At 40.0% G+C, this 22130-nt stretch carries 20 protein-coding genes; 1 reads left to right on the top strand and 19 read right to left on the bottom strand.

Annotated elements, in window-relative coordinates; translation table 11 throughout:
• Positions 1 to 32 precede the first annotated feature (32 nt).
• Together ACQKN3_RS13570 and ACQKN3_RS13565 are read right to left on the bottom strand one after the other, a co-directional pair.
• Positions 33 to 1217 (bottom strand): CaiB/BaiF CoA transferase family protein, encoded by a 1185-nt coding sequence (locus ACQKN3_RS13570; RefSeq protein ID WP_427712219.1) that lies wholly within the window; start codon positions 1215 to 1217, stop codon positions 33 to 35.
• Positions 1218 to 1249: 32 nt separating this feature from the next.
• Positions 1250 to 2419, bottom strand: a complete 1170-nt coding sequence (locus ACQKN3_RS13565) for an acyl-CoA dehydrogenase family protein (RefSeq protein WP_008406088.1) — start codon at positions 2417 to 2419, stop codon at positions 1250 to 1252.
• Positions 2420 to 2590: 171 nt separating this feature from the next.
• Between ACQKN3_RS13565 and ACQKN3_RS13560 the strand changes: the two genes are divergently transcribed.
• Positions 2591 to 3541 carry an MBL fold metallo-hydrolase gene (locus ACQKN3_RS13560; protein WP_427712216.1) on the top strand — a complete coding sequence of 317 codons (951 nt, stop codon included), beginning with the start codon at positions 2591 to 2593 and terminating at the stop codon, positions 3539 to 3541.
• Positions 3542 to 3824: 283 nt separating this feature from the next.
• Here the strand turns inward: ACQKN3_RS13560 and ACQKN3_RS13555 are convergent, their stop codons facing one another.
• From ACQKN3_RS13555 to ACQKN3_RS13475, 17 genes are all read right to left on the bottom strand, one after another.
• On the bottom strand, positions 3825 to 4544 hold the full coding sequence (locus ACQKN3_RS13555) for a carboxymuconolactone decarboxylase family protein (RefSeq protein ID WP_427712213.1): 720 nt from the start codon (positions 4542 to 4544) through the stop codon (positions 3825 to 3827).
• A gap of 13 nt (positions 4545 to 4557) precedes the next feature.
• The gene (locus tag ACQKN3_RS13550; RefSeq protein WP_427712210.1) at positions 4558 to 5061 is read right to left on the bottom strand and encodes a flavin reductase family protein; all 504 of its coding nucleotides are present in this window, start codon (positions 5059 to 5061) and stop codon (positions 4558 to 4560) included.
• Between the two features lie 18 nt (positions 5062 to 5079).
• Positions 5080 to 5613, bottom strand: coding sequence for an NADPH-dependent FMN reductase (locus ACQKN3_RS13545; RefSeq protein ID WP_427712207.1), 534 nt, complete (start codon positions 5611 to 5613; stop codon positions 5080 to 5082).
• Between the two features lie 15 nt (positions 5614 to 5628).
• Complete coding sequence (locus ACQKN3_RS13540) at positions 5629 to 6393, bottom strand: SDR family NAD(P)-dependent oxidoreductase (RefSeq protein ID WP_427712204.1); 765 nt, start codon at positions 6391 to 6393, stop codon at positions 5629 to 5631.
• Between the two features lie 42 nt (positions 6394 to 6435).
• Positions 6436 to 7245 (bottom strand): enoyl-CoA hydratase-related protein, encoded by an 810-nt coding sequence (locus ACQKN3_RS13535; protein ID WP_008406096.1) that lies wholly within the window; start codon positions 7243 to 7245, stop codon positions 6436 to 6438.
• Between the two features lie 27 nt (positions 7246 to 7272).
• Positions 7273 to 8508: an acyl-CoA dehydrogenase family protein gene (locus ACQKN3_RS13530; protein WP_008406097.1), complete on the bottom strand. Its 1236-nt coding sequence runs from the start codon at positions 8506 to 8508 to the stop codon at positions 7273 to 7275.
• Between the two features lie 38 nt (positions 8509 to 8546).
• Positions 8547 to 10658: an acetate--CoA ligase family protein gene (locus ACQKN3_RS13525; RefSeq protein WP_427712200.1), complete on the bottom strand. Its 2112-nt coding sequence runs from the start codon at positions 10656 to 10658 to the stop codon at positions 8547 to 8549.
• Between the two features lie 249 nt (positions 10659 to 10907).
• A complete protein-coding gene (locus ACQKN3_RS13520) occupies positions 10908 to 12836 on the bottom strand; it encodes a sigma 54-interacting transcriptional regulator (RefSeq protein WP_008406100.1) in 1929 nt (642 codons plus the stop codon).
• A gap of 189 nt (positions 12837 to 13025) precedes the next feature.
• On the bottom strand, positions 13026 to 13970 hold the full coding sequence (locus tag ACQKN3_RS13515; RefSeq protein ID WP_427712197.1) for a phosphotriesterase family protein: 945 nt from the start codon (positions 13968 to 13970) through the stop codon (positions 13026 to 13028).
• An 11-nt stretch (positions 13971 to 13981) separates the two neighbouring features.
• Positions 13982 to 15292 (bottom strand): TRAP transporter large permease, encoded by a 1311-nt coding sequence (locus ACQKN3_RS13510; protein ID WP_427712194.1) that lies wholly within the window; start codon positions 15290 to 15292, stop codon positions 13982 to 13984.
• Between the two features lie 13 nt (positions 15293 to 15305).
• Complete coding sequence (locus ACQKN3_RS13505) at positions 15306 to 15791, bottom strand: TRAP transporter small permease (protein WP_008406103.1); 486 nt, start codon at positions 15789 to 15791, stop codon at positions 15306 to 15308.
• Between the two features lie 63 nt (positions 15792 to 15854).
• Positions 15855 to 16916, bottom strand: a complete 1062-nt coding sequence (gene dctP, locus ACQKN3_RS13500) for a TRAP transporter substrate-binding protein DctP (RefSeq protein WP_008406104.1) — start codon at positions 16914 to 16916, stop codon at positions 15855 to 15857.
• A gap of 26 nt (positions 16917 to 16942) precedes the next feature.
• A complete protein-coding gene (locus tag ACQKN3_RS13495; protein ID WP_427712189.1) occupies positions 16943 to 18010 on the bottom strand; it encodes an LLM class flavin-dependent oxidoreductase in 1068 nt (355 codons plus the stop codon).
• 281 nt (positions 18011 to 18291) lie between these two features.
• Positions 18292 to 19266 (bottom strand): electron transfer flavoprotein subunit alpha/FixB family protein, encoded by a 975-nt coding sequence (locus tag ACQKN3_RS13490; protein ID WP_008406106.1) that lies wholly within the window; start codon positions 19264 to 19266, stop codon positions 18292 to 18294.
• Positions 19267 to 19281: 15 nt separating this feature from the next.
• On the bottom strand, positions 19282 to 20046 hold the full coding sequence (locus ACQKN3_RS13485; RefSeq protein WP_427712186.1) for an electron transfer flavoprotein subunit beta/FixA family protein: 765 nt from the start codon (positions 20044 to 20046) through the stop codon (positions 19282 to 19284).
• Between the two features lie 13 nt (positions 20047 to 20059).
• The gene (locus tag ACQKN3_RS13480; RefSeq protein ID WP_427712183.1) at positions 20060 to 21253 is read right to left on the bottom strand and encodes a thiolase family protein; all 1194 of its coding nucleotides are present in this window, start codon (positions 21251 to 21253) and stop codon (positions 20060 to 20062) included.
• A gap of 13 nt (positions 21254 to 21266) precedes the next feature.
• Complete coding sequence (locus ACQKN3_RS13475; RefSeq protein ID WP_427712180.1) at positions 21267 to 22109, bottom strand: 3-hydroxyacyl-CoA dehydrogenase family protein; 843 nt, start codon at positions 22107 to 22109, stop codon at positions 21267 to 21269.
• Positions 22110 to 22130 lie beyond the last annotated feature (21 nt).

Raw genomic sequence — 22130 nt, 5'->3', positions numbered from 1 at the left:
ACCTTTTCCACCTTTCCATTCGTAGGAGATTATTAAATTACATTGTTTTTAATGAGTTCTCTAATTTTTTCATCACTGTATCCGAGACTGCGCAATACTTCTTCCGAATGCTCTCCCAATAAAGGAGGGGCATATCTGACTTGAGGCTTCGTTTCCGAGAATTTCACCGGAAATGCAGGTACTTTTAAATTCGGCACATTCGGATGCTCTATATCGATCATCATTTCTCGTGCAATGACTTGCGGGTGCTTTAATACTTGATCAATTGTTTGAATTGGACCACATGGCACGCCCGCACGATCGAGTTTTCCTGTAATTTCTTCACTGGACATTTGAAGGAAACGTTCTTGAATCATTGTTTCCAGTTCATCACGGTATTTCACACGATCGGCATTTAGCTTGAATTTCTCTTCGTTTTCCATATCGGTCCATCCTAATGCTGTGCACATTTTATTCCATAGACCATCATTTGCAACCGCGATAACGACATCATGATCGCCGGTCTTGAATGCCCGATACGGTACGAGTGAACCATGTGCAGTACCCATGCGTTTCGGGTACGTACCCTCAGCCATGTAGCCGACTGCCATATGATTTAATAGCGCCACTTGGCTATCGAGTAAACTGATATCCAAGTACTGACCGATTCCTGTACTTTTTGATGCATGCAGCGCACTCACAATGCCAAATGCCGCAAACATGCCTGTCGTTAAATCCGCAATGGACATCCCTGCTTTAGCCGGTCTGTCCTCCTCACCGGTAATACTCATCAGACCTGCGAATGCCTGCAACAGAACATCGTAGCCGGCGCGGTTTTTTTCGGGCCCCGTACGTCCGAATCCCGAAATGGAACAAAATATTAGCTTCGGATTAATTTCTTTTAATGTTTCATAACCTAGGCCGAGTTTTTCCATCGTCCCAGTCCGGAAGTTTTCAACAAGAACGTCAGCGTCCTTTACGAGCTCTTTAATAATCTCAATGCCTTCCGAAGATTTTAAATTGACCGTTATCCCTCTTTTATTGCGATTAGCCGCTAAGTAGTAGCAACTTTCGTCATTCCACTTTGGTGGCGTAAATCTTCTTGATTCGTCGCCAGAAGACGGTTCTTCCACCTTGATAACATCCGCTCCCATATCGGCAAGCATCATTGTTGCATAAGGTCCTGCCAGTGTCCGGGACAAATCCAGTACTTTAAATCCTTCCAATGGTAGTCTCACGTGATCTCTCCTGTTCTTTGCTGCGTAATCAATTACCTTACCGCTAACTTACTGCCTTTAAATGCTCTGCGCAGTTCGCCGCTAATAATATTTTTCTGAATTTCCGATGTACCTTCATAAATTTTCGTTATTCTTGCATCGCGGTAATAGCGTTCAATCGGATAATCTCTTACATAGCCCATACCACCGTGAATCTGTACGGCAAGATCGGCTACTTTGTTGTAAACTTCTGAAGCGAACAGTTTGACCATTGCCGACTCTTTCACATTTCGAACGCCTTGGTCCGTCTGCCAAGCGACTTTATATGTTAATGCACGTAATGCTTCTGTTTGCATGCTCATTTCAGCTAGCATATGCTGTACTGCCTGGAACTCGATAATCGGCTGACCGAATTGTTCACGCTCATGGGCATAGCTGATTGAATGTTCCAATAATTTCTCGCATGATCCTAAGTTACGGGCAGCTAATCCTGCGCGGCCGTTTGCTAATATTTTCAGTGCATTCACATAGCCCATGCCTTCTTCACCTAGCACGTTTTCTGCCGGCACTTCCAAGTTGTCGAAGAACAGCTCGGCCGAATGGGAACCTCGCAAGCCCATTTTGTTTTCTACTGCTCCAAGGACAAACCCTGGCATGTCCTTTTCCACGATGAATGATGTAATACCCTTTGCACCTTTTTCACGGTCCGTTACTGCCATTACGGTAAAAACATGTCCATCAACTGCATTTGTAATATAATGTTTTGAACCATTTAAAATATATTTATCACCTTTTTTAACAGCTGTCGTTTTCATGCTTAATGCATTCGATCCTGCTGTCGGTTCTGTTAAAGCAAATGCTCCGATCCATTCGCCGGTCGCCATTTTAGGAAGATACTTTTGCTTTTGCTGCTCATTTCCGAGTTCGATAATTCCTACACTGCCAATGCCGTTATGTGCCCCGATTAATGTTGTATAACCGTTATGCGTTTTTCCGATTTCTTCAAAAATGGCACACTTTCCGACCATATCGAGTTCAAGTCCGCCATATTGCTCCGGAATGCTTAAACCGAACAGCCCCATATCCTTTGACATTTCAACAATATGTTCCGGAATCTGGTCGTTTTCCTCAATTTCCATTGCAACCGGCTCTACTTCTTCATATATAAATTTGCGAACCCCTTCACGTAATAGTTCGATATCTTCACTTAATCTAAAATCCATCCTAATCTCTCCTCTACCATTTAAATTTTTTGCATCTATTTTTATACTCGTAAACTTGCTTTCACCATTTGTACTTATCTTTTTTTAAGAATAAACGATACTTCAAGTACAATTTATGTATAATAATAAAAAGAATTGTACTTTTCATTCATTCCAAAAGAGGTGTAGAAAATGATCAAGCAACTTACGAATACCATTTTCAAAATAACATTACCGTGTATATACAATTCAGAAGTGAACTGTTATTTAATTGAACAGGAACACTCCTACCTGCTTATTGATACAGGAGAAAATAACAAAGAAACTCTGCTTTTCTGGAAACAATTAATCAATCGATTAGAAAAGCCCATATCCCATATTCTGCTCTCCCACACACATACTGACCATATCGGTTGCTGCCACTATTTACAGCAATTAACCGATGTAAAAATCATTGCTTCACAACATTGTAAAGAAAAACTAGTAACTTTAAAAAATAGCCCGAAAAATACTGGCTTAATCGATGCTGCTGCCCAATATGGTTATGTCTATCCATACTCACCTAAACATTTGATTGATGAGCAACAAGCTCATGATTTTGAAATCGATGAAACATTTGAAGACGGCGATACAATAAACATCGGTTCTTCCACCTTCCAAGCGATCGCAACCCCAGGACATTCGAACGATCTGTACTGTTTTTACGATGAAGCTTCATCTGTACTTTTCGCAAGCGACCATTTAATCCGGGATTTCAATCCTGTCCTGATTATTGAAAATGATCATTTCAATCCTTTAAAAAGCTATTTTCATTCTTTGGATAAAATAAAAGACCTCTCTTGTAATCTTGTCTTATCGGGACACGGCGATATTATTGAAAACTTTAACGCCTTAATCGAGACAAACCGTAATAAGCATTTAAAAAGGCTGCAGCAATTATCGGTACTTTTATCGGAGAAACCGAAAACTTTCTCATCCATCATTCAGGAGATTTACAATAAGGACATTGCAAAAGCTAAAACCCAAGTGATGCAAACTTTAAGTTATTTAAACTATTTACTGGAACAAAATGAGCTGAAGGTTATTAACAATCAAGATAGCATTGAAATAACAACAGCAGATCATGTAAATTCTTCCTCGTAAACAGTATTTGTCTTAAATAAACTCCCTATCTATTGTTAGTTGATAGATAGGGAGTTTTTATTAAAAAGAAAGGTGTATGATCATCCGTGTTCACTTAACTAGGGGATTGATTAAGTGAATCTGCTTAACATTTCACATCACTTTTTAATATTTACGTCACACTTTGGTCCAACACGTTTAGCCGAGTCATTCGTTAAGCTTTTCATTTTATATTTTCAAGAGGAATCCAATATAAATCTTTTGCCTGTCATTCGGGGAAAATGAATAGGCAAACATAAGCCATTTATTTTTTGCTAAGTGCGGATTCTTTTACTTCCTCTTCAAGAATCGGCAATGTCTCAAGCAATGTATGAAAACCAATAGATGACGTTAATTGAAATACTTCAAGCAGCTCACCTTGTGTTGCACCATACTTGATGGCATTTTTCAAATGTACTTCAATACCTTTTTCAAACAGGTGTGTTGTCGATGAATCGATCGCAATATAAATAAATTCGATTAATTTCGGTTGCAAAATTCCTCTTCTCGTCGGGATTGTTAGAAATTCGTAATACGCATCGAAATATTCAGTATCCATATGGATCAGATCATCCCTGAAATCATTCCAGTAACCCATTGTCGCGATAAATTTATCTTTAAGCGCCTGCTGTTCTTCTGTATAACCAGACTTTTCTTCTGATTTCGTATAATGTTTCATCATTAACGGTATGCCTACAGCACATGTATGAACACCTAAAATGCTGACAACTTTCAATACTTCGGCAATTTCCTCTTTAGTGGCACCTAATAGCAGCGCTTTGCGGATATGGTGTTGTGCTGCTGTCATATTCAAGTGGGTCGGTGATGCACTAAGCGCAATATTAATCAGTTCTCTTGTGACATCATCCAGGTGGCCATTTCTCCAGGGTGCTTCGGAAAAGCTTTTGTAAATTTTCAGAAATTCAGGATCGTCAGCTAAATAGTGCGCGATTTTTTCATTCCAGTACGAGTAATTTGGGTTCATCAACTCACTCCTTTTATTTGCCAAATGATTCGGGAACCGCACCAAGATTTCGTTTGTAATAGAGCATTGCTTCTTTATCCGCCTTATGAATATTTACTACTTGACCGATTAAAATATAATGGTCGCCAGCATCGACGACATTGTACTTTTTACACTCTAAATTAGCGAAAGCATTTTTAATGACCGGTACTTTATTTTCGGATAATTTCCAAGAACACTTACTGAAGCGGTCCGGCTCCTTTTTGCTGGCAAATGCCCAACAAGCATCTCCCTGGTCAGCAGCTAAAATATTTACCGTGAAATAGTCGGAGTGTTCGAATGCTGCGTAACTTGTTGATTTTTTGTCGATACACCATAAAATCAGTAATGGATCGATTGAAACCGATACAAAGGAATTGGCAGTTAACCCGACCGGTTGATTATTCGCATCTACCGTTGTTACAACAGTTACACCAGAAGGATAGCTTCCCATCACCTCTTTAAAAAGTTGTTCTGTGTTTGTCTGTACATCATTCATATTTATTCCTCCTCTTCTTCATTTCATTAATTTGCTTATATACATCACATATTTTTCCAGGATAGCGTTCATTTCCTGCTGAACTTTATCCGTCAGTTCATTTTTCTCATTGAAGTCCGAAGATGTCGCAAAAATATATTCCGGTAATACAAACATTTTCAAGTAATTGGCAACTGGCTTCACCGAACTTTCAATAGCAAGATAATGCAGTGAGTTTCCGCCTGTTGCTGCAAATAACACACATTTATCGGCAAAATGTTCAACCGGCACGAGCTCAAACAGATTTTTTAAAACGCCCGGCATCGAGCCATGCAAGATTGTCGTTCCAATAATATACGCATCTGCCTCTGCGATTTTTCCAATTACTTTTTGCGTATCCCTATTGTATTGATCAATTGGTTTACCTGCACAAAATTCTAACTGAACGTCTTTTAAATCGAGAAATTCCATTTCGGTATTCGGCATTTTGTGCTGCAAATCTTCAGATAGCTTTTTTGTTAATAAGCTCGTTTTTGAACCGACTAAAGTACCGCTAATGCTTAAGATTTTCACCTGATTCACCTCTTTTTATGGAGCTCCTGTTACATAAATCGTTTGGCCCGTAATGTAGCTCGCTTCGTCGGAGCTTAAAAACAATATTGTGTAGGCGATATCTTCCGGTTTCCCGGTACGTCGAATCGGGTTTTGACTGATCATCGTCTGCTTCATTTTTTGGAAATCTTCAATCCCCCGATTTTTTGCAAGGCTTTCGGATACGGCACTCATCTCGGTGTCGATAAATCCGGGCGCTACACCGTTTACATTAATATTGTCCGGTCCTAATTCAATTGCCAATGTGCGGACCATTCCTTGTATGCCTGCTTTTGCTGCGGCGTAGTTCACTCGTCCTTTAGCTCCCAATGCAGCCTGAGATGAAATAAGGACCACTTTACCGCTGTTTTGTTCCACCATATAAGGAGCTACAGTCTGTGTAATGAGGAAAGCCCCTTTTAAATTAATGTTAATGACTGTATCCCATTCTTCTTCTTTCAAATTCGGCAGTAGATTGTCTTGTAAAATGCCGACACAGTTAATTAAAATATCGATTTTCTTAAAATGGGCGATCGCTTTAGATACGGCTTCGTTTACGAGCGTTTTGTCCGTAATGTCAACTTTGAATGTCAGCACTTCAACATCCGCAGTGCGTAACTGCCCGGCTGTTTCTTCAAGCTTCGTTTCATTCCAGTCGAGCAATACAAGATGTGCCCCTTCCTGTGCCAACAAAGAGGCCGTCTTGGCACCGATCCCATTCGCCCCGCCCGTGATCAGGGCTACCTTTTGCTGAAAGCGCATAAAATTCTCCTTTGCAAAGAAAGTGAGGAAATTTGAAAATGCCTAAACTTCCTGCTCATTAAACCATTGGATGGCTCCTTTTAATCCAAGCTCCGAAATCTTTTGCTGAACTAGCTTGATGCCGTCTGCTGTATGGATAATCGCATCTTGCTCAGGACCGAACATGACACCTGTACGGAAGCCTTGTAAATCCATAATGCGGTTGTGCGCCTGCTTTTTCAGTTTCAAAATATCGAGCGGTGTTTTCGCGATGCCTTTAGCAATTTTTAATGTTTCCTCTTCCAGTTCACCTGAGTTCACACATTTCGCCGCAATTCCGTACTGCTCCGCTTCACGCCCTGAAATTCGGCTGCCTGCTGTTAAGTCGAGCATTTTAGCGCGCTGATGACCGATATGCCAGCCCCAGTAAATTCCTACGAAACCTCCGCCAAGCGGAAGTGAAGGGAACCCGAATTGTGTATCTTCATCGGTAATAACAATATCGCAGCTTGCAAGAAGCTGTGTACCTCCAGCAAGGGCATAACCATGTACTTGGGCAATGATCGGCTTCGGATATTCCCAAATACGCAGCCATCTGCGTGTATATTGCTCCAGATTATTTTTGTCTTCAATGACAGATGGCGATTTGTATTTTTCCACGTCATAACCAACACTGAATGCACGGCCGCTTCCTTTAATAATGAGTACGCTTACACTGTCGTCATGTTCCAGATCATCAAGCGCATAATCCAAATCTCTGAATAAATCTGCGTTCAATGCATTTAATTTCTCTGGACGATTTAAAATGACGTAGGCAATTCTCCCTTTCTTTTCTACTAATACAGCCTTTTCTTTTACGATTTCGTTTGACATGTATAAGCCTCCCTTTTCCTATGTTTTTTAGCTGAAATTCAAGTCACCTTTTAACAGACTTTTCGCTACTGTACGACGGTGGATTTCCGAAGTCCCGTCAGGAATTCTAAGTGTTCTTGCTAAACGGAAGCCTTCTTCAAGCTCCAGTTCATTGGAAATACCAACGCCACCATGAATTTGGATCGCTTTGTCATAAACACGGCCCATCATTTCCGTACAATATGCTTTCACCATTGAAATTTCTTTCGCCGGAGTTTTTTCCGAATTTTCAATCTTCCATGCACAGTGTAATGCCATATTGCGAGCTGCGTAAATATCCATTGCACAATCTGCCAACATTACTTGAATCATTTGGTGTTCGCCAATTTTTTTACCGAATGTTTGACGAATGTTTGCGTATTCTACTGCTTTCTTTAATGCCCATTGTGCGGAACCGATACATTTACCGCTCATACCTAATCGGCCGTTATTAATACCGTGAATTGCTTTTGTGAATCCATTGTCTACTTCGCCGATCACATGTTCATGAGGAACGCGTAGATTATCGAAACTTAAAATCGTTGCATCGCCGCCAAGTGAACCCATTGTCGGAATAACTGAATCGACATTGAATCCTTCCCAGCCTGTTTCCACGAAGAAACAAGAGATACCGCCTTTTCGCTGTGCGACAAGTTCAGGATTTGTCACTGCAAATAACATACAGTAATCGGAGTGCGCAGCATGTGAAATCCATTGTTTCGCACCATTGATCACCCATGTGTCACCGTCTTTTACAGCACGTGTTTTAATTCCCCAAACGTCCGACCCGGCATCTGGTTCTGTTAAACCGAAGCAAAGTGTTTTTTCACCGCTCGCAATACCCGGCAAATACTTTTCTTTCAGCGCAGGCTGCAGTCCTGTCAATACAGGCGTCAATCCATTTGTGAAAGGTGAAGGGATAATGACATGCTCGATTAGTTTTCGGTTTGGATATAATTTGTTCAGTGCTTCCGCTACAAGTAAAGATGTAACCGGTCCTAATTGTTCACCGCCAAGCTCTTTATCGCCGAACATTGTATAAAACCCGGCTCTTGCCGATTCCATTCGTACAGTTTTTCGCAGTTCCTCCACTTTCGGGGAACGGCGGCCATCTTCTAAGTAATAGTTTCGCGAGTTATATAAAACATCACGATTTGCTTCCTCCAACGGGATAACTACTTTCTCCACAAATTGCTTTAATGCACCGATAATTTCTTGTGTGTCTTCAGGAATACGAAAATCCATAACTGTTCTCTCCTCTATTAACGTAATTTATTAGTTTACTAGTTTTTAAGCGTAATTAAGCCGTCCGCAATTTTAACTCCGTGACCTTCATCGAAAACCATAACGGGATTTAAATCTGCTTCCAGAATATCCTCTTCAACTGTTGCAATTACTTTACTGAAGTCGGAAATCAACTTGCTTAATGCATCGATATCACGCGCTTTTTTTCCGCGGTATGCTTGCAGTACCTGACTTGCACTGAGCTCTTCAATCATCTCTTTCGCCTGTTCACGGGAAACAGGTGCTTTTCGCATTGAAATATCTTTTAACACTTCGATATAAATACCGCCAAGACCGACAATGACCATCTGCCCGAAAATCGGGTCACGCTTGGAGCCGACAAACATTTCGGTAAAGTCGCCTTTAATCATTTCCTGGATCAATATCCCTTCAAATGTTGCATTTGGCGTTGCTTCAATAATGGCTTTTAATTTATTGAATTCCTCAATCGCTTGTTCTTCTGATGTAATGTTTAGACTGACAAGCCCTTTGTCCGTTTTGTGCAATATTTGCGGGGACATCCCTTTTAGTACAAGCGGGTATTGGAAATCCTTTAATATTTCTATCGCTTCCTGCTCGGTTGTGACGAGCTGTTCTTTCGTAATCGGTAAATCAAACTGCTGCAGGAATTTTTTGCTCGTATATTCCGTTAAATCACCGCTAAGCCCTGTTAAATCGGCATTCATATTCGGGATTACTTGTTCAAAATTTCCATTGCTAAATTCACCAAAATCCTTCATTGCCCTTAATGCAATGACAGCTCTCGTCGGATCCTGAATTACCGGTACCCCTGCCTCCCTAAAGGCCAGGCTCGATTGCGGACTATTGATTGTGACCGTTATTTGAGGGATATGCGGGAATTTATCCTTCATCCTTCTCAATGTTTCAATTCGTTCTTTAATCGAATCATGCTTTAATCCTGCAAATCCTAGGAAAACAACGGCCGTATCATAGGAGCCGCTAGATAGTACTGCATCAATAAAATCCTCAAGCAACGTCGGGATATACGAAATTTGCGCTGTCGTATCAATCGGATTTTGCGTGCCTGCAATCGGCAGTATTGCCTTTAGTTTCTCTTTTACATCATCCGGTGTTTCAGGCAATGTAAAGCCGCGTTCTGCCAGCTGATCTGCCAGCATAATCCCTACACCTCCGGAAATTGTAAACACTGCTGCCCGGTTTCCTTTTGGTGATGGCAGTTGGGAAGCGACATATGTAACATCCAAAAATTCGTCGATTGTCGTTGCACGGTAAACACCGCTTTGACTGAATACTGTATCGAAAACAGCATCCGAACCAACAATCGAACCGGTATGCGACATGGCCGCTTTCATTCCAACTTCCGTCGTACCAACCTTCAGTGCGATAACAGGCTTATTGTTTTCTTTTGCAAGCTTGAACGCATTGATCAGTTTATTTCCGTCTTTTACGCCTTCGATATAGCAGGCAATGACATTCGTGTTTGGATCCGTCGCCAAATATTCAATACAATCGGCTACATCCACATCTGCCTCGTTTCCTGTTGCGATAAAATAGCTGAATCCGATATTTTGCTGTCTTGCCAGTGTAAAAACGTGAGAACCGAATGCGCCACTTTGACTGACAAACCCGATTTTGCTGTCCAGCGGTTTTTCATCTTCAATAATTGTTGAAAATGTACCGTAAAATCCTAATTGGACATTGAACAAACCGAGGCAGTTTGGACCGAGTACTCGGATGCCGTATTGCTTGGCAATTTGTACAATTTTTTGCTGTTCCAGTTCACCTTCTTGACCGATTTCTCCAAAGCCCGCACTGAAAATGACAACAGATTTTACACCTTGCTTTGCACACTTTTCCAGGTTTTCAATTACGGCAGAACTCGGTAATGCGATGATGGCAACATCCACTGAGTTTTCTACACTTAAAATGTCGTGAAAGCATGTTAAACCATTAATCTCGTCATACTTCGGGTTGATTGGATAAACGTCGCCTTTATATCCGTAGTTTTGTAGATAGCTTAAAGGTCTGCCTCCAATTTTTTTCGAATCAGGAGATGCCCCGATAATCGCAATACTTTTTGGATTAAATAATGCGTCTAAATTATTTAACGTCAACACTTCATTTGTCACGATGGCTAACACACCTTTCATCTGCATCATATATTTATTGGTTACACTTTCTATAAAGCAAAACGCGTGCCAAACATCATTTTTTCAGCAAAAAGCTGTATTTTCTTTTGTTTTTTTCGTTCTCCCCCTTTATAGACCGCTTATAAATAAAGAACTTTTGCACAGTTATTTCATGGTGTTTCATAATTGAAACGAATTAGTTTCAACAAAAAAACTCTCCAGTGTCATTCCACTAGAGAGTCTTCTATATTATTTCAAATTAAATTCATTCATTTTTCTCCACAGCGTACTTCTACTAATTCCGAGTATATCGGCTGCTTCTTTTTTATTCCCGTTTGTCTGTTCGAGAATTTCTTTGATTTTCAGCACTTCAATTTCTTTCATTGTCTGCTGAAACGTTTCATTAATCGATTGTGTTTCATATAGTAAGTATTCATTTTCTTTTATTGATTCTTCTAAGTATTCGATGATGAGATTTTCTTCAATTTCGTTGTCCGGGCCAATATATGCGAACAGCCTTTCGATTGTATTTTCGAATTCCCTTACGTTTCCTTCCCAATTATGGCTTTCCAATATAGAAACTAATGAATCGAAATATTTATCAATTATAGGGCTTAGTCGCTTATAGTTTTTATTCGTGTAATTACGTAACAGTAATCCGATATCTTCTTTCCGCTTGTTTAAATCCGGTAAAAATAAGTTAAGAACCGCAATCCGGTAATATAAATCCATTCTAAATTCTTTGGATCTTACACCTTCGATTAAGTTAACATTCGTTGCCGAAATAATACGTACATCAACCGGTACAGATGTTGAAGCTCCGACACGGCGAACATTTTTTTCCTGCAATACGCGCAACAGTTTCGCTTGCATGCTTAATGGCAGTTCACCGATTTCATCTAAAAACAATGTTCCATTATGGGCAATTTCGAACAGACCGGGTTTCCCGCCTTTAATCGCCCCTGTGAATGCTCCCTCGCTATAGCCAAAAAACTCACTTTCCAGTAAATTTTCCGGAATTGCTGCGCAGTTTACTGCAATAAACGGCTGGTTAAATCGGTTGCTGGCATTATGAATACTTTGAGCAAATAATTCTTTTCCGGTTCCTGACTCCCCTAAAATCAATACATTCGCATCTGCTCTGGCAAATTTCTGAGCCTTCATTTTCGCTTTGATCGTTTGGTTACTCTGACCAATAATATCATCGAATGTATAAATTGCCCCTTCGTATTTTTTATTCAGCTTTCTTCTTACTTTATTTTCTTTTTGCTGCAGTGCTTCAATATCGGATAAGATAATAATATTTCCATCAACTGTTTTATCGACGTGAATTATATGCTTATCCATCATAAGCGATTTGTTCTTATATTTTAAAATACTGTCCTTTGCTTCTTTCGGTGATAAAATCTCTTCCAGCAGTTCACCTTTATCTAAAATTTCTGAAATATAATTCGACTCGTAGTTCTTGTCCTGTTCCAATTCCAGAATTTTAATTGCGGCCTGATTGATATTAATGATCCGGTTCATTTGATTCAAGCTGATGATTCCGTCATGGAAATTTTCCATTACAATGCTTTGGCGCTTCTGATTACTTCTCTCCAGCACTTTTGCTCTTAAAATATCAAATGCAATTCCGACCGCCAATTGGATTGTTTCCTGGTCATACCATAATATACCTTTCATGCCATGCTTCTTTGCCAAATTTACAATTAGCCCTGAACCAATAATAACGTTTTGTGTATCTTTACTTAATTCTTTTACGACTTCTTCTGCATTTTCAGCCGAAGTGTAAACATGTTGTTCGATATTTAATCCAAGTATTTCTTTTAGTTTCACTTCATTATAATTTTTATCTTCGTTTATAAATTCTTTATAATAATTGACGACACATACTTTTTTCGAATATTTCGAAGCTTCCATTAATGCTTTTATAAAGTCTTGTGTTTGAACACGTAACGGAACAATATAGCCGCGAACATTCAATTTCTTTAAACGTTCCGCCAGCACTACTCCGCAAATTAAAATATCGTCATTATTTATATAATTCGGGTGATTTAAAATATGTAATGAGCTCACTTCTTGTACTACTAAATTTTGTACGCTGTCCCTGCGTTTTTGAATTTCATCTTTTACATAATCAACTAACGGATAAGAACCTGAAACCAATAATTTTAACAATAGTTTTCTCCCCCGCTTCACTAGGTGTTATAACATTTCTTTCGAATCCCCTCTCTATAGTATAACAAGAAATTTCTATCTTTCATTTATAATTATCGGGACATGTTGCAATTAATCTATTATTATACTAGAAATAAAAAAAGCCTAAACGCTATAAAATGAACGTTTAGGCAGTTCTAAGTGAATAAATTAAATAGCTTTGAACCATCTTTTTACATTGTCCACCATTATTGTCTCGAGCTGTTTATCTGTCACCCCATGCTCTTTTAGCACAGGGATAACAGTTTCGAGTAAATAGGTCATGGACCAGTCTGGATGAACATGCTTTTTCAAATCATTCGGTTTGTACATATCCGTTGTACAGCAATAATCCTGTGACAGGAAAATACGATTTTCATACCCTTTATCCAACAGCTGGAGTACTGTTTCATTCCTCTTTTGTGTTGAAAGCACTCTTGAAATACCATAGCGGTCCATACCGATAAACACGCCATAATCTAGTACTCTTTGAATATAGTCAATATTATCCGTATCGCCACAATGTCCGATGAGTACTTTTGATAAATCGACGCCTTCTTGTTCAAAGATTTCAATTTGTCTCAATCCCGTTTCCGTTGCCGGATGCGAATGCGTCATAATGGGCTTTCCTGTTTGCAGATGTGCTCTTGCTACTGCTCGAATAACCTTTTCTACACCAGGCGTAATCCCTTGTACATCCGTTGCACATTTCAGGAAACCCGCTTTGATCGGAGTATTTTGAATGCCTACTTCAATATCTCTCACAAATTGCTCCGCCAGAAAATCAACATCATTCACAGCAAACCGTGTAGGCAGTGTATCAAATGTATAAACTCCTGTTGCAGCAATAATTTGAACACCTGTTTCTTTTGAGATTTTCTCCATTAGCTTTACATCCCGGTCAAGCCCCATAACGGTCGGATCGAAAATTGTTTTTACGCCGTAAGCTTTCGCTCCAAGCACTTGTTTTTTCGCTAATTCAAATTCCTCCTGCTCATCATACAGGTGTGGAAATTGTACAGCCACCGCTTCTGACCTTGTCCGCATATGCTCATGTACTAATGTGTAGCCAAGGTCATCAATATGAAGCTCTCCCAAAACTGAATTGACCTTCAAATCATTCCCTCCTATCCTTTAACTAAATCAGGTAAAAATGTAGCAATTTCCGGGAATGCATAAAGAACGAAAATTAACGTAACAATCGGAATCATGAAAATAATGGCTCCTTTAAATATGCTTCCTAAATCCAGTTCCTTCACAACACCTCTCAATACGAAACAGTTCATGCCGACAGGTGGTGAAATTAATGCTACTTCGACAAGTAATACAATAATAACCCCAAACCAGATTAGATTAAAATCATAGGCGATTAATGTCGGTAAAAGTATTGGAATTGTTACGACAATCATCGCTAATGTATCCATAATTGCACCAAGAATCAGGTACATTACAATCATGAGCAAGAAGAATGTAAATGGTGATAAATCAGCTGAGAATAAGAAATCAGCCAATAAGTTTGGAACTCGTGTAATCGTCAATACATAGTTTAACAGGAAGGCACCGATAACGATTGCAAATATGAAACCAGTCGTTTTCAACGTACCGAAAATTGCCTCCGAAAATTTTGCAAGCGTCAGTTTTCTACGTAGCAGAGCAATAACAAAGGAACCGAAAGCCCCAATACCTGCTGCTTCCGTTGCAGTGAAGTACCCCGCATAAATCCCACCCATAACTACGATGAATAATAAAATAATCCATATATTTACTTTTAACGCGAGTAATTTTTCTCTAAGTGGAACAGGCTCGTCTAACTTATCTCCACCCATTTCCGGTCTGATTTTTGTCATAATAAGAATTGTTAACCCAAATAATAATGTCAGTAAAATTCCCGGAATAATCCCGGCAATTAAAAGTTTTCCGATGGACTGCTCTGTAATAACACCATAAATAATGAACATCGTACTTGGTGGTATTAGAATCCCGAGCGTCCCCCCGGCAACGATGGAACCACCCGACAATACTTTTGAATAATTAGCCTTCTCCATCTCTTTTGCGGCAGCTAGTCCAATCGTACTCGTTGTCGCTAAACTAGATCCAGAAGAAGAAGCGAAAACAGCTGAAGCAGCAATTGTTGCTAAACCTAATCCTCCTCGAATACGTCCGAAAAATTTGCGGAACGTCGCAAATAATTCATCCGTAAATCCTGCCTGGAATAAAAATTGTCCCATTAATACAAATAGCGGAATAGTACTTAATGTATAGTTGTAACTGCGATCCCATGCAATACTTTCAATAGCTGTGAACAATACCTTTTCATTTTTCAAATACATAATGGCAAAAAAGGCGGGCATAGCCATCGACAATACAATTGGAACACGCATAAACATTAATATAAATACTGAAATGATAACCAATACACCAACAGTTTCCGGACTCATCGAATACCCCCTTCTATTCCTCCCATTTTTCGTAACCTTTCATCCTCAACAGTACTGTAATCTTTTGAATAGCCATTAAAGCCCAGGCAATAAAACCGATAATCAGCAATATTTTTAAAGGATAAAATTTATATCCAAGCAATACTGATGAGTGCTGCGCATCAAATTTTGTGTAGAATGCATACGCAACCGTAAGACTAAAGATTACTGTAAGAATAAGAGAGAAGATATTTAATATTTTCTGTATCGTAGAAGGAAAATGATCTACTATAATTCCAACTTCCACATGTCCATTTTTATACTCTGTGTAGGCCAGAGCACCGGCAATTAAAATAACCATCCCTAACTGTACAATTTCGATATCCCCGATAATAGGTTTATGAAGTGCACGCGCTACTGCAGCTACTCCTACGAAAAGCATCATCAACGTCAGCGATATGTAAGCAATGTAAGCAACAGCCATGGAAAAGCCTTTCGCAAATTTATCAAAAAATGCCATGATTACCCCTCCTTTTTAGTAACAGGGGGAAAAGCAAATTCAACGCTTATCCCCCAATTAGGATTACTTAGGAACGTCTACCCCTGCAGTCTCCAGCAATTCCGTATAGTAATCGACCATTGCTTGACCATCATATCCGCGTTTTGTAGCTTCAGCTGCCCAATCTTCCATCTGTTTTTTAATCGGAGCTTTCCATTCAGCAAACTCCTGTTCAGTAGGCTCGTAAACACCGCCACCATTTTTGGCAACTAATTCTTCGTACTTCGCAATATTTTTCACAGCGGTATTGATATACATTTCTGTACAAAGCTCATTGAATTTTGGACCAAGGTCATTAATCATTAATTCCTGTAAATCTTCAGGAAGAGAATTTAAAAAGTCTGTATTGATATAAAACGGCATTACACTTACAGCTACGTCCGCTTTCGTCATCCATTTCGTAACTTCATCGAATTTGTAACCGATTGCACCAACACCCGTGTAAACAGCATAATCCGTAATTCCGCGCTCCAATGCTTCGTAAAGATCCGCATTCGACATGGAAACCGGCACCGCGCCTAATGTTTTCAGTAATTCAATACGTCCTGCAACACTATCCGAAACTTTCTTGTTTTTTAAATCACCTACAGATTTAATCGGCTCTTCACCGAAAATCTGATAGGCATCCGTTGATGTGACACCCAAATATGTTACATCATCTGAAATATCCATACCGTACTTTTCAATAAATGGTCCCATTACTTCAGGAACTAAATCCGGAGATTGAAGTAAAAACGGAATATCTCCAATTGTTGACGGGAATACATCCGTATCCGCATGTAAACCAGGAATGATAAATCCGGCATCATACACCCCTGCTTCAATATCCGCGTAACCAGAACTTAATGAGCCCAAAGCTGCTCCAGAATAAATATTTACCTTTAGACGGCCGTCAGATTTTTCTTCCATATACTCCGCCCAAGGTTCTGCAACATGTTTTATAAAATCGCTTGATGCCGAAGCCGAGAAGTTTGTATCGAATTCATATACATCTGAATCAGATCCAGCATCTGCACTACTACAGCCTACTAATAAAATTGATAACATTGCCCCCGAAAGATACATTCCTAACTTACGTGTATTCATCCCTTTTCCCCCTTGTTATTAAATATTTACGAGTTTAATTGTTCTACCTTTGCTCCGTTAAAATGAGGCATCACTTTTTCCGCGAATAGATTCATCGATTTCAGCACTTGTTCTTGAGGTTGGCCGCCAATATTCATCCATAAAATAATATTGTTCAGTCCTGTTTCTTTTTTGAAACGCTCAATATCTTCAATCACTTTTTCAGGAGAACCGACTAACGTATTTTCTGATTGCAGGAAGCGGTCATAATCAACATTACGTTCACGGTCAATAACACCAAACGTTGGGCGATTATCGCGTTCGCTCATATACCACTCAAGTCCAGCACGGTACTCCTTTTGTGCCTGTTCCGTCGTTTCAGCAACATAACAGAATAATAGCTTACCAGAACGCGAGATAGCGCTTTCAACATATTCTTCAGAAAGCCCCGAATTCAGCGCCGATTCACGGTACAACTTAATTTTGTGGTTTGTATCTTCGTTTGTGATACCACCAAGCATGAAAGAATGCCCTTGTTCAGCCGCATTGATCATTGACGCATCATTTCCTGATACCATTACAAAAATAGGCGGACCATCTTTTTGAATCGGACGCGGATATACCGGGATATTATTAATATTGTAGAACTGACCTGAGTACGTTACACGCTCAGACTGGATTGCCGCCTTTAAAATATCCAAAGATTCCAAATATTTTGCATGTCTTTCATCAAAATCGATATTATATGCATCAAACTCCAACTTATCGTAGCCCTTACCTACACCTAAATAAAGTCGGCCATTACTGATTACATCTACTAAATTCATATCTTCGGCTACTTGTAATGGATGGTGCAACGGTAAACGTGTTACCCCTGTAGCAAGCTTAATATTTTTAGTGATCGCAGCTGCCGCGGATAAGTAAACAGCAGTATTACTTACAACACCATAAGCACGTGCATTATGTTCAGCAATCCAAACCGCTTCATACCTTAAGTCATCTGCCAGTTTAATTTGTTCCAACCCGTCCTTCAGCTCTTCAGCGTCAGTTTTCGTCGGTGGAATTGAGTTCAGGAAAAATAAACCAAACTTCATTTCTTTACTTGTGTTAGTCATTTAAGTTCACTCCTAAGTTTTTTATTTGGTAGTTTTATGAAACGCCCTTGTCACATCGAGCTTATTTTTAATAAAGCAATTTTTGTACCAAACTAGCAAATATTATTCTTTTTATAATATTTTTTGTATTTTCTTCACTAAATAAAGAAAAAGTCATACAAATCGATCGGTACATCCTCTTAAATAATTTTTTTCAGGCAAATTAAAACGAAATGGACGTTTCAAACTTAAAACATCCATTTCGCTTTTGAAACGCGATTATTATTTTAATTTCTTCCTTATTATACTGCTTTCAACGACTGCTTTAATTCCTCAATCAATAGAGGAATCACTTCGAATAAATCTCCGACAATACCGTAGTCTGCAATCGAGAATATATTTGCTTCCGGATCTTTGTTGATCGCAACAATAATTTTTGAATTGGACATGCCCGCCACATGTTGAATGGCCCCGGATATTCCGCATGCAATATATAGATCCGGTGTAACCACTTTACCTGTTTGGCCGATTTGCAGTGCATAATCGCAGTACCCTGCATCACATGCACCGCGTGAAGCTCCAACTGTTCCGCCTAATAATTCCGCTAACTCACGCAGCATTTCAAATGTATCTGCACTTTTTATCCCGCGGCCGCCTGATACAATGACTTTCGCTTCCGATAAATCGATACCTGAAGAAACTTTGCGGACGACTTCTTTTACTACCGTCTTCAAGTCTACCAATTCCACTTCCTTCACTGTAATGTCACCTTGGCGAGAAGAATCAGTTTGTAATACTTCAATATTATTCGGACGTACTGTCACAAGTACTGTTTCTGTTTTCCCCTGTGTTTTTTCAAATGCTTTCCCGGCATATATCGGTCTAGTAAATACTGCATCCTGCTTTTGCCCTTCAATACTTACAACGTCAGATAACAAAGCCGCATTTAATCTTCCGGCAATACGTGGAGCGACGTCTTTTCCGATCGATGTATGACCAAATACAATGCCTGTTGGCTGTTCTTCATTAATCACTTGCATCAATGCTTGTGTGAAGTTTTCGGCAGTCGGTGTATGTAGCTGCTCATTGCTTACTAAAATAGCGCGATCTGCTCCGGCATGAATCATCGCTTGTCCATGCTTGCTGTCAGCAGTGCCGAGTACAACCGCCACAACTTCACTTTCATCATCCCACTGCTTTGCAAGACTAATTGTTTCAAAAGACACGTTACGCAATCCATTATCTCTTAATTCTGCAACCGCTATAATTTTACTCATATTATTTCATCCCCCTTAAATAACTTTTACGTCCGTACGTAAAATCTGAATTAATTCCTGTACTTGCTTCGAAGGCTCGCCTTGTAAAATAACGCCCGATGATTTCGGTTTCGGTAAATAAATCTCTTTTGTTTCCGTTAACCCTTCGAGATCTTCTAAATCCAGGTCATCCAGTTCCAATGTTTCAAGTGATTTTTTCTTCGCCTTCATAATTCCCGGTAGCGAAGGATAGCGCGGTTCGTTTAATCCTTGCTGACAAGTTACTAAAACCGGTAAAGGGATTTCGATGATTTCACTATTTCCTTCCACATCACGAGTAATGTTTGCTTTACCGCCTTCAATAGCCAGCTCGGTAATAGTCGTTACAGCATTAATAGCTAATAACTCGGCAACTAATGGACCAACTTGTCCTGAACCACCGTCAATTGCCATGTTTCCTGCTAAAATCAGATCCGGTTCTTTGTCTTTTAAGTATTCCGCTAAAATACGTGAAGTCGTAGATGCGTCACCATTTTCAACATCTTCATCTTCAATGAGGACAGCTTCATCTGCACCCATTGCCAATGCTGTACGTAACTGTTTTTCCGCGTCTTCTCCGCCTACCGAAACAACGACAACTTTCCCGCCATGTGCATCGCGTTGTAGAATCGCTTCTTCAACCGCATATTCGTCATATGGATTTATAATAAATTCGGCCTCATTGTCTTTGATTTTCCCATTCTCGATCACGATTTTTTCTTCCGTATGAAATGTTGATTTTAATAGAACATAAATATTCATCTTTGTTATCCTCCTATACTTGTAAATTCTCAACAATTGTAGAGATTCCTAAACCGCCTGCAATACATAATGTAACAAGACCGTACCGTTCTCCTCGGCGCTCCATCTCATGAAGCAATTTTGTCATTAAAATTGCCCCTGTTGCTCCAATCGGGTGACCAAATGCAATGGCCCCACCATTTACGTTAATCCGGTCAACCGGAATGCCCCACTCTTTAATAACCGCGAGCGACTGTGCGGCGAAAGCTTCATTTAACTCGATTATTCCGATGTCCTGTAAAGTAAGTCCGGCTTGTTTCAATGCTTTTTGTGTCGCCGGCACCGGGCCAATACCCATGATTTCCGGTGATACACCGGCTGCAGCCTGGGCAATAATACGAGCTTTCGGTTTAAAACCGTGTTTTTGGGCTGCTTCTTCTGATGCGATTAATAATGCAGAAGCACCGTCATTTCTTCCGCTACTATTGCCGGCAGTTACAGTCCCGTCTTTTTTAAATACCGCTTTAAGTTTTGCCAAATCTTCTACACTCGATAAACGTGGGTGCTCGTCCGTTTCAAAAGTGATGGTCGATTTTCTTTGTTTAATTTCATATGGCACGATTTCAGATTTGAAAATGCCTTTATTAATTGCATCATGTGCCAGTTGTTGGCTGCGGTACGCGAATTCATCTTGCTCCTCACGTGAAATACTGTACTTAACGGCTAAATTTTCAGCAGTTTCTCCCATTGTAAAAGAACCGTATTGATCTATCGGCTGTGAACGGGGCTGACTTTCTGTGTTCGGATCCAAAATCTGTCCGTTGCCTGCTCCATAACCGTAGCGGCCGTTGCGAATATAATATGGTGCCGTGCTCATGCTTTCTACACCACCCGCGATAATAAAGTCCGCCAAACCTCCTCCGATTTGCAGTGCCGCATTATTGATTGCCTGTAAACCAGATCCGCATTGGCGATGCACCGTGTATCCTGGAATTTCTATTGGCAATTGTGCTCTTAGTGATGCTACACGTGCTAAATTTGGTGTATCGGTACTTTGTTTTCCCTGTCCTAAAATGATTTCATCGATTAGCTGTGCATCAATATTTGTGCGGCGTGTAATTTCATTGAGTACAGTTCCGCCCAAATAATCGGCCTCTACATCTTTCAGGCTCCCGCCCAGCTTTCCGATCGCTGTTCGGACCGAATCGATAATGACAATGTTTGACATAGCAAGTTCCCCTTTAATCGTATTTATAAAAACCTTCGCCAGATTTACGTCCAAGCTTCCCTGCCTTCACATACTTTGTGAGCAATGGACATGGTCTGTATTTTTCACCGAGCGTTTCATACAAATATTGCATGTTGCGCAACCTTGAATCCAACCCGACCAGATCGGCTAATTCCAATGGACCCATCGGATGGTTTAATCCTAGTTTCAAAGCTTTGTCGATATCTTCAGCTGATGCAACCCCTTCCATCAGCATGTTCATCGCTTCATTGCCGATCAGACAGTTCATGCGGCTTGTTACAAACCCCGGGAATTCATTCACTTCAACAACTTCCTTATTCATTTGAAGTGCTGCCTGTTTCACCTTTTCATATGTTTCATCGGATGTATCCAAACCACGAACAACTTCAACAAGTTTCATGCGCGGTACTGGATTGAAAAAATGCATCGCAATCGTTTGGCTCGCCCTTTTCGTTTGAGCACCGATTTCAGTCGGACTCATCGTGGAAGTATTCGTCGCCAAAATTGTATGCGGCGAACAAAGCTGATCGAGTTTCTGGAATACTTCGATTTTCAATGCCATATCTTCAAGGACTGCTTCGATAACTAAATCCGCTTTCTTCCCTGCCTCTTCTAAACTCGTTGTATATTGAATATTGGCGATAGGTTGGCGATCTTCTTCTTTTGCATAGCCTCTATCAATCGATTTGTTTAAATCTTTCTCAATTTGCTCTTTTGCATTTTGAAGACTTTGTTCTGAAATATCATGCAGTGTTACGTTAAAATTTGCTAATGCAGCAGAATAGGCGATTCCTCTTCCCATTACACCTGCTCCAATTACAGAAATCGTTTTCATTTTCAAACCTCGTTTCTTATT

It is taken from the genome of Solibacillus sp. NPDC093137, from assembly GCF_050280445.1.
Taxonomy (GTDB): Bacteria; Bacillota; Bacilli; order Bacillales_A; family Planococcaceae; genus Solibacillus; species Solibacillus isronensis_B.
The sequence above is the reverse complement of the archived record's forward strand: the minus strand, read 5'-3'. Positions and strand labels throughout refer to the sequence as shown.

Coding starts and splice junctions, on each gene's coding strand:
- ACQKN3_RS13530 (WP_008406097.1), bottom strand. CDS start 8,508: ATGGATTTTCGTATTCCTGAAGACACACAAGAAATTATCGGTGCATTA.
- ACQKN3_RS13510 (WP_427712194.1), bottom strand. CDS start 15,292: ATGAGTCCGGAAACTGTTGGTGTATTGGTTATCATTTCAGTATTTATA.
- ACQKN3_RS13540 (WP_427712204.1), bottom strand. CDS start 6,393: ATGCGCTTTCAGCAAAAGGTAGCCCTGATCACGGGCGGGGCGAATGGG.
- ACQKN3_RS13475 (WP_427712180.1), bottom strand. CDS start 22,109: ATGAAAACGATTTCTGTAATTGGAGCAGGTGTAATGGGAAGAGGAATC.
- ACQKN3_RS13505 (WP_008406103.1), bottom strand. CDS start 15,791: ATGGCATTTTTTGATAAATTTGCGAAAGGCTTTTCCATGGCTGTTGCT.
- ACQKN3_RS13550 (WP_427712210.1), bottom strand. CDS start 5,061: ATGAATGATGTACAGACAAACACAGAACAACTTTTTAAAGAGGTGATG.
- dctP (WP_008406104.1), bottom strand. CDS start 16,916: ATGAATACACGTAAGTTAGGAATGTATCTTTCGGGGGCAATGTTATCA.
- ACQKN3_RS13565 (WP_008406088.1), bottom strand. CDS start 2,419: ATGGATTTTAGATTAAGTGAAGATATCGAACTATTACGTGAAGGGGTT.
- ACQKN3_RS13490 (WP_008406106.1), bottom strand. CDS start 19,266: ATGAGTAAAATTATAGCGGTTGCAGAATTAAGAGATAATGGATTGCGT.
- ACQKN3_RS13480 (WP_427712183.1), bottom strand. CDS start 21,253: ATGTCAAACATTGTCATTATCGATTCGGTCCGAACAGCGATCGGAAAG.
- ACQKN3_RS13535 (WP_008406096.1), bottom strand. CDS start 7,245: ATGTCAAACGAAATCGTAAAAGAAAAGGCTGTATTAGTAGAAAAGAAA.
- ACQKN3_RS13485 (WP_427712186.1), bottom strand. CDS start 20,046: ATGAATATTTATGTTCTATTAAAATCAACATTTCATACGGAAGAAAAA.
- ACQKN3_RS13560 (WP_427712216.1), top strand. CDS start 2,591: ATGATCAAGCAACTTACGAATACCATTTTCAAAATAACATTACCGTGT.
- ACQKN3_RS13555 (WP_427712213.1), bottom strand. CDS start 4,544: ATGAACCCAAATTACTCGTACTGGAATGAAAAAATCGCGCACTATTTA.
- ACQKN3_RS13495 (WP_427712189.1), bottom strand. CDS start 18,010: ATGACTAACACAAGTAAAGAAATGAAGTTTGGTTTATTTTTCCTGAAC.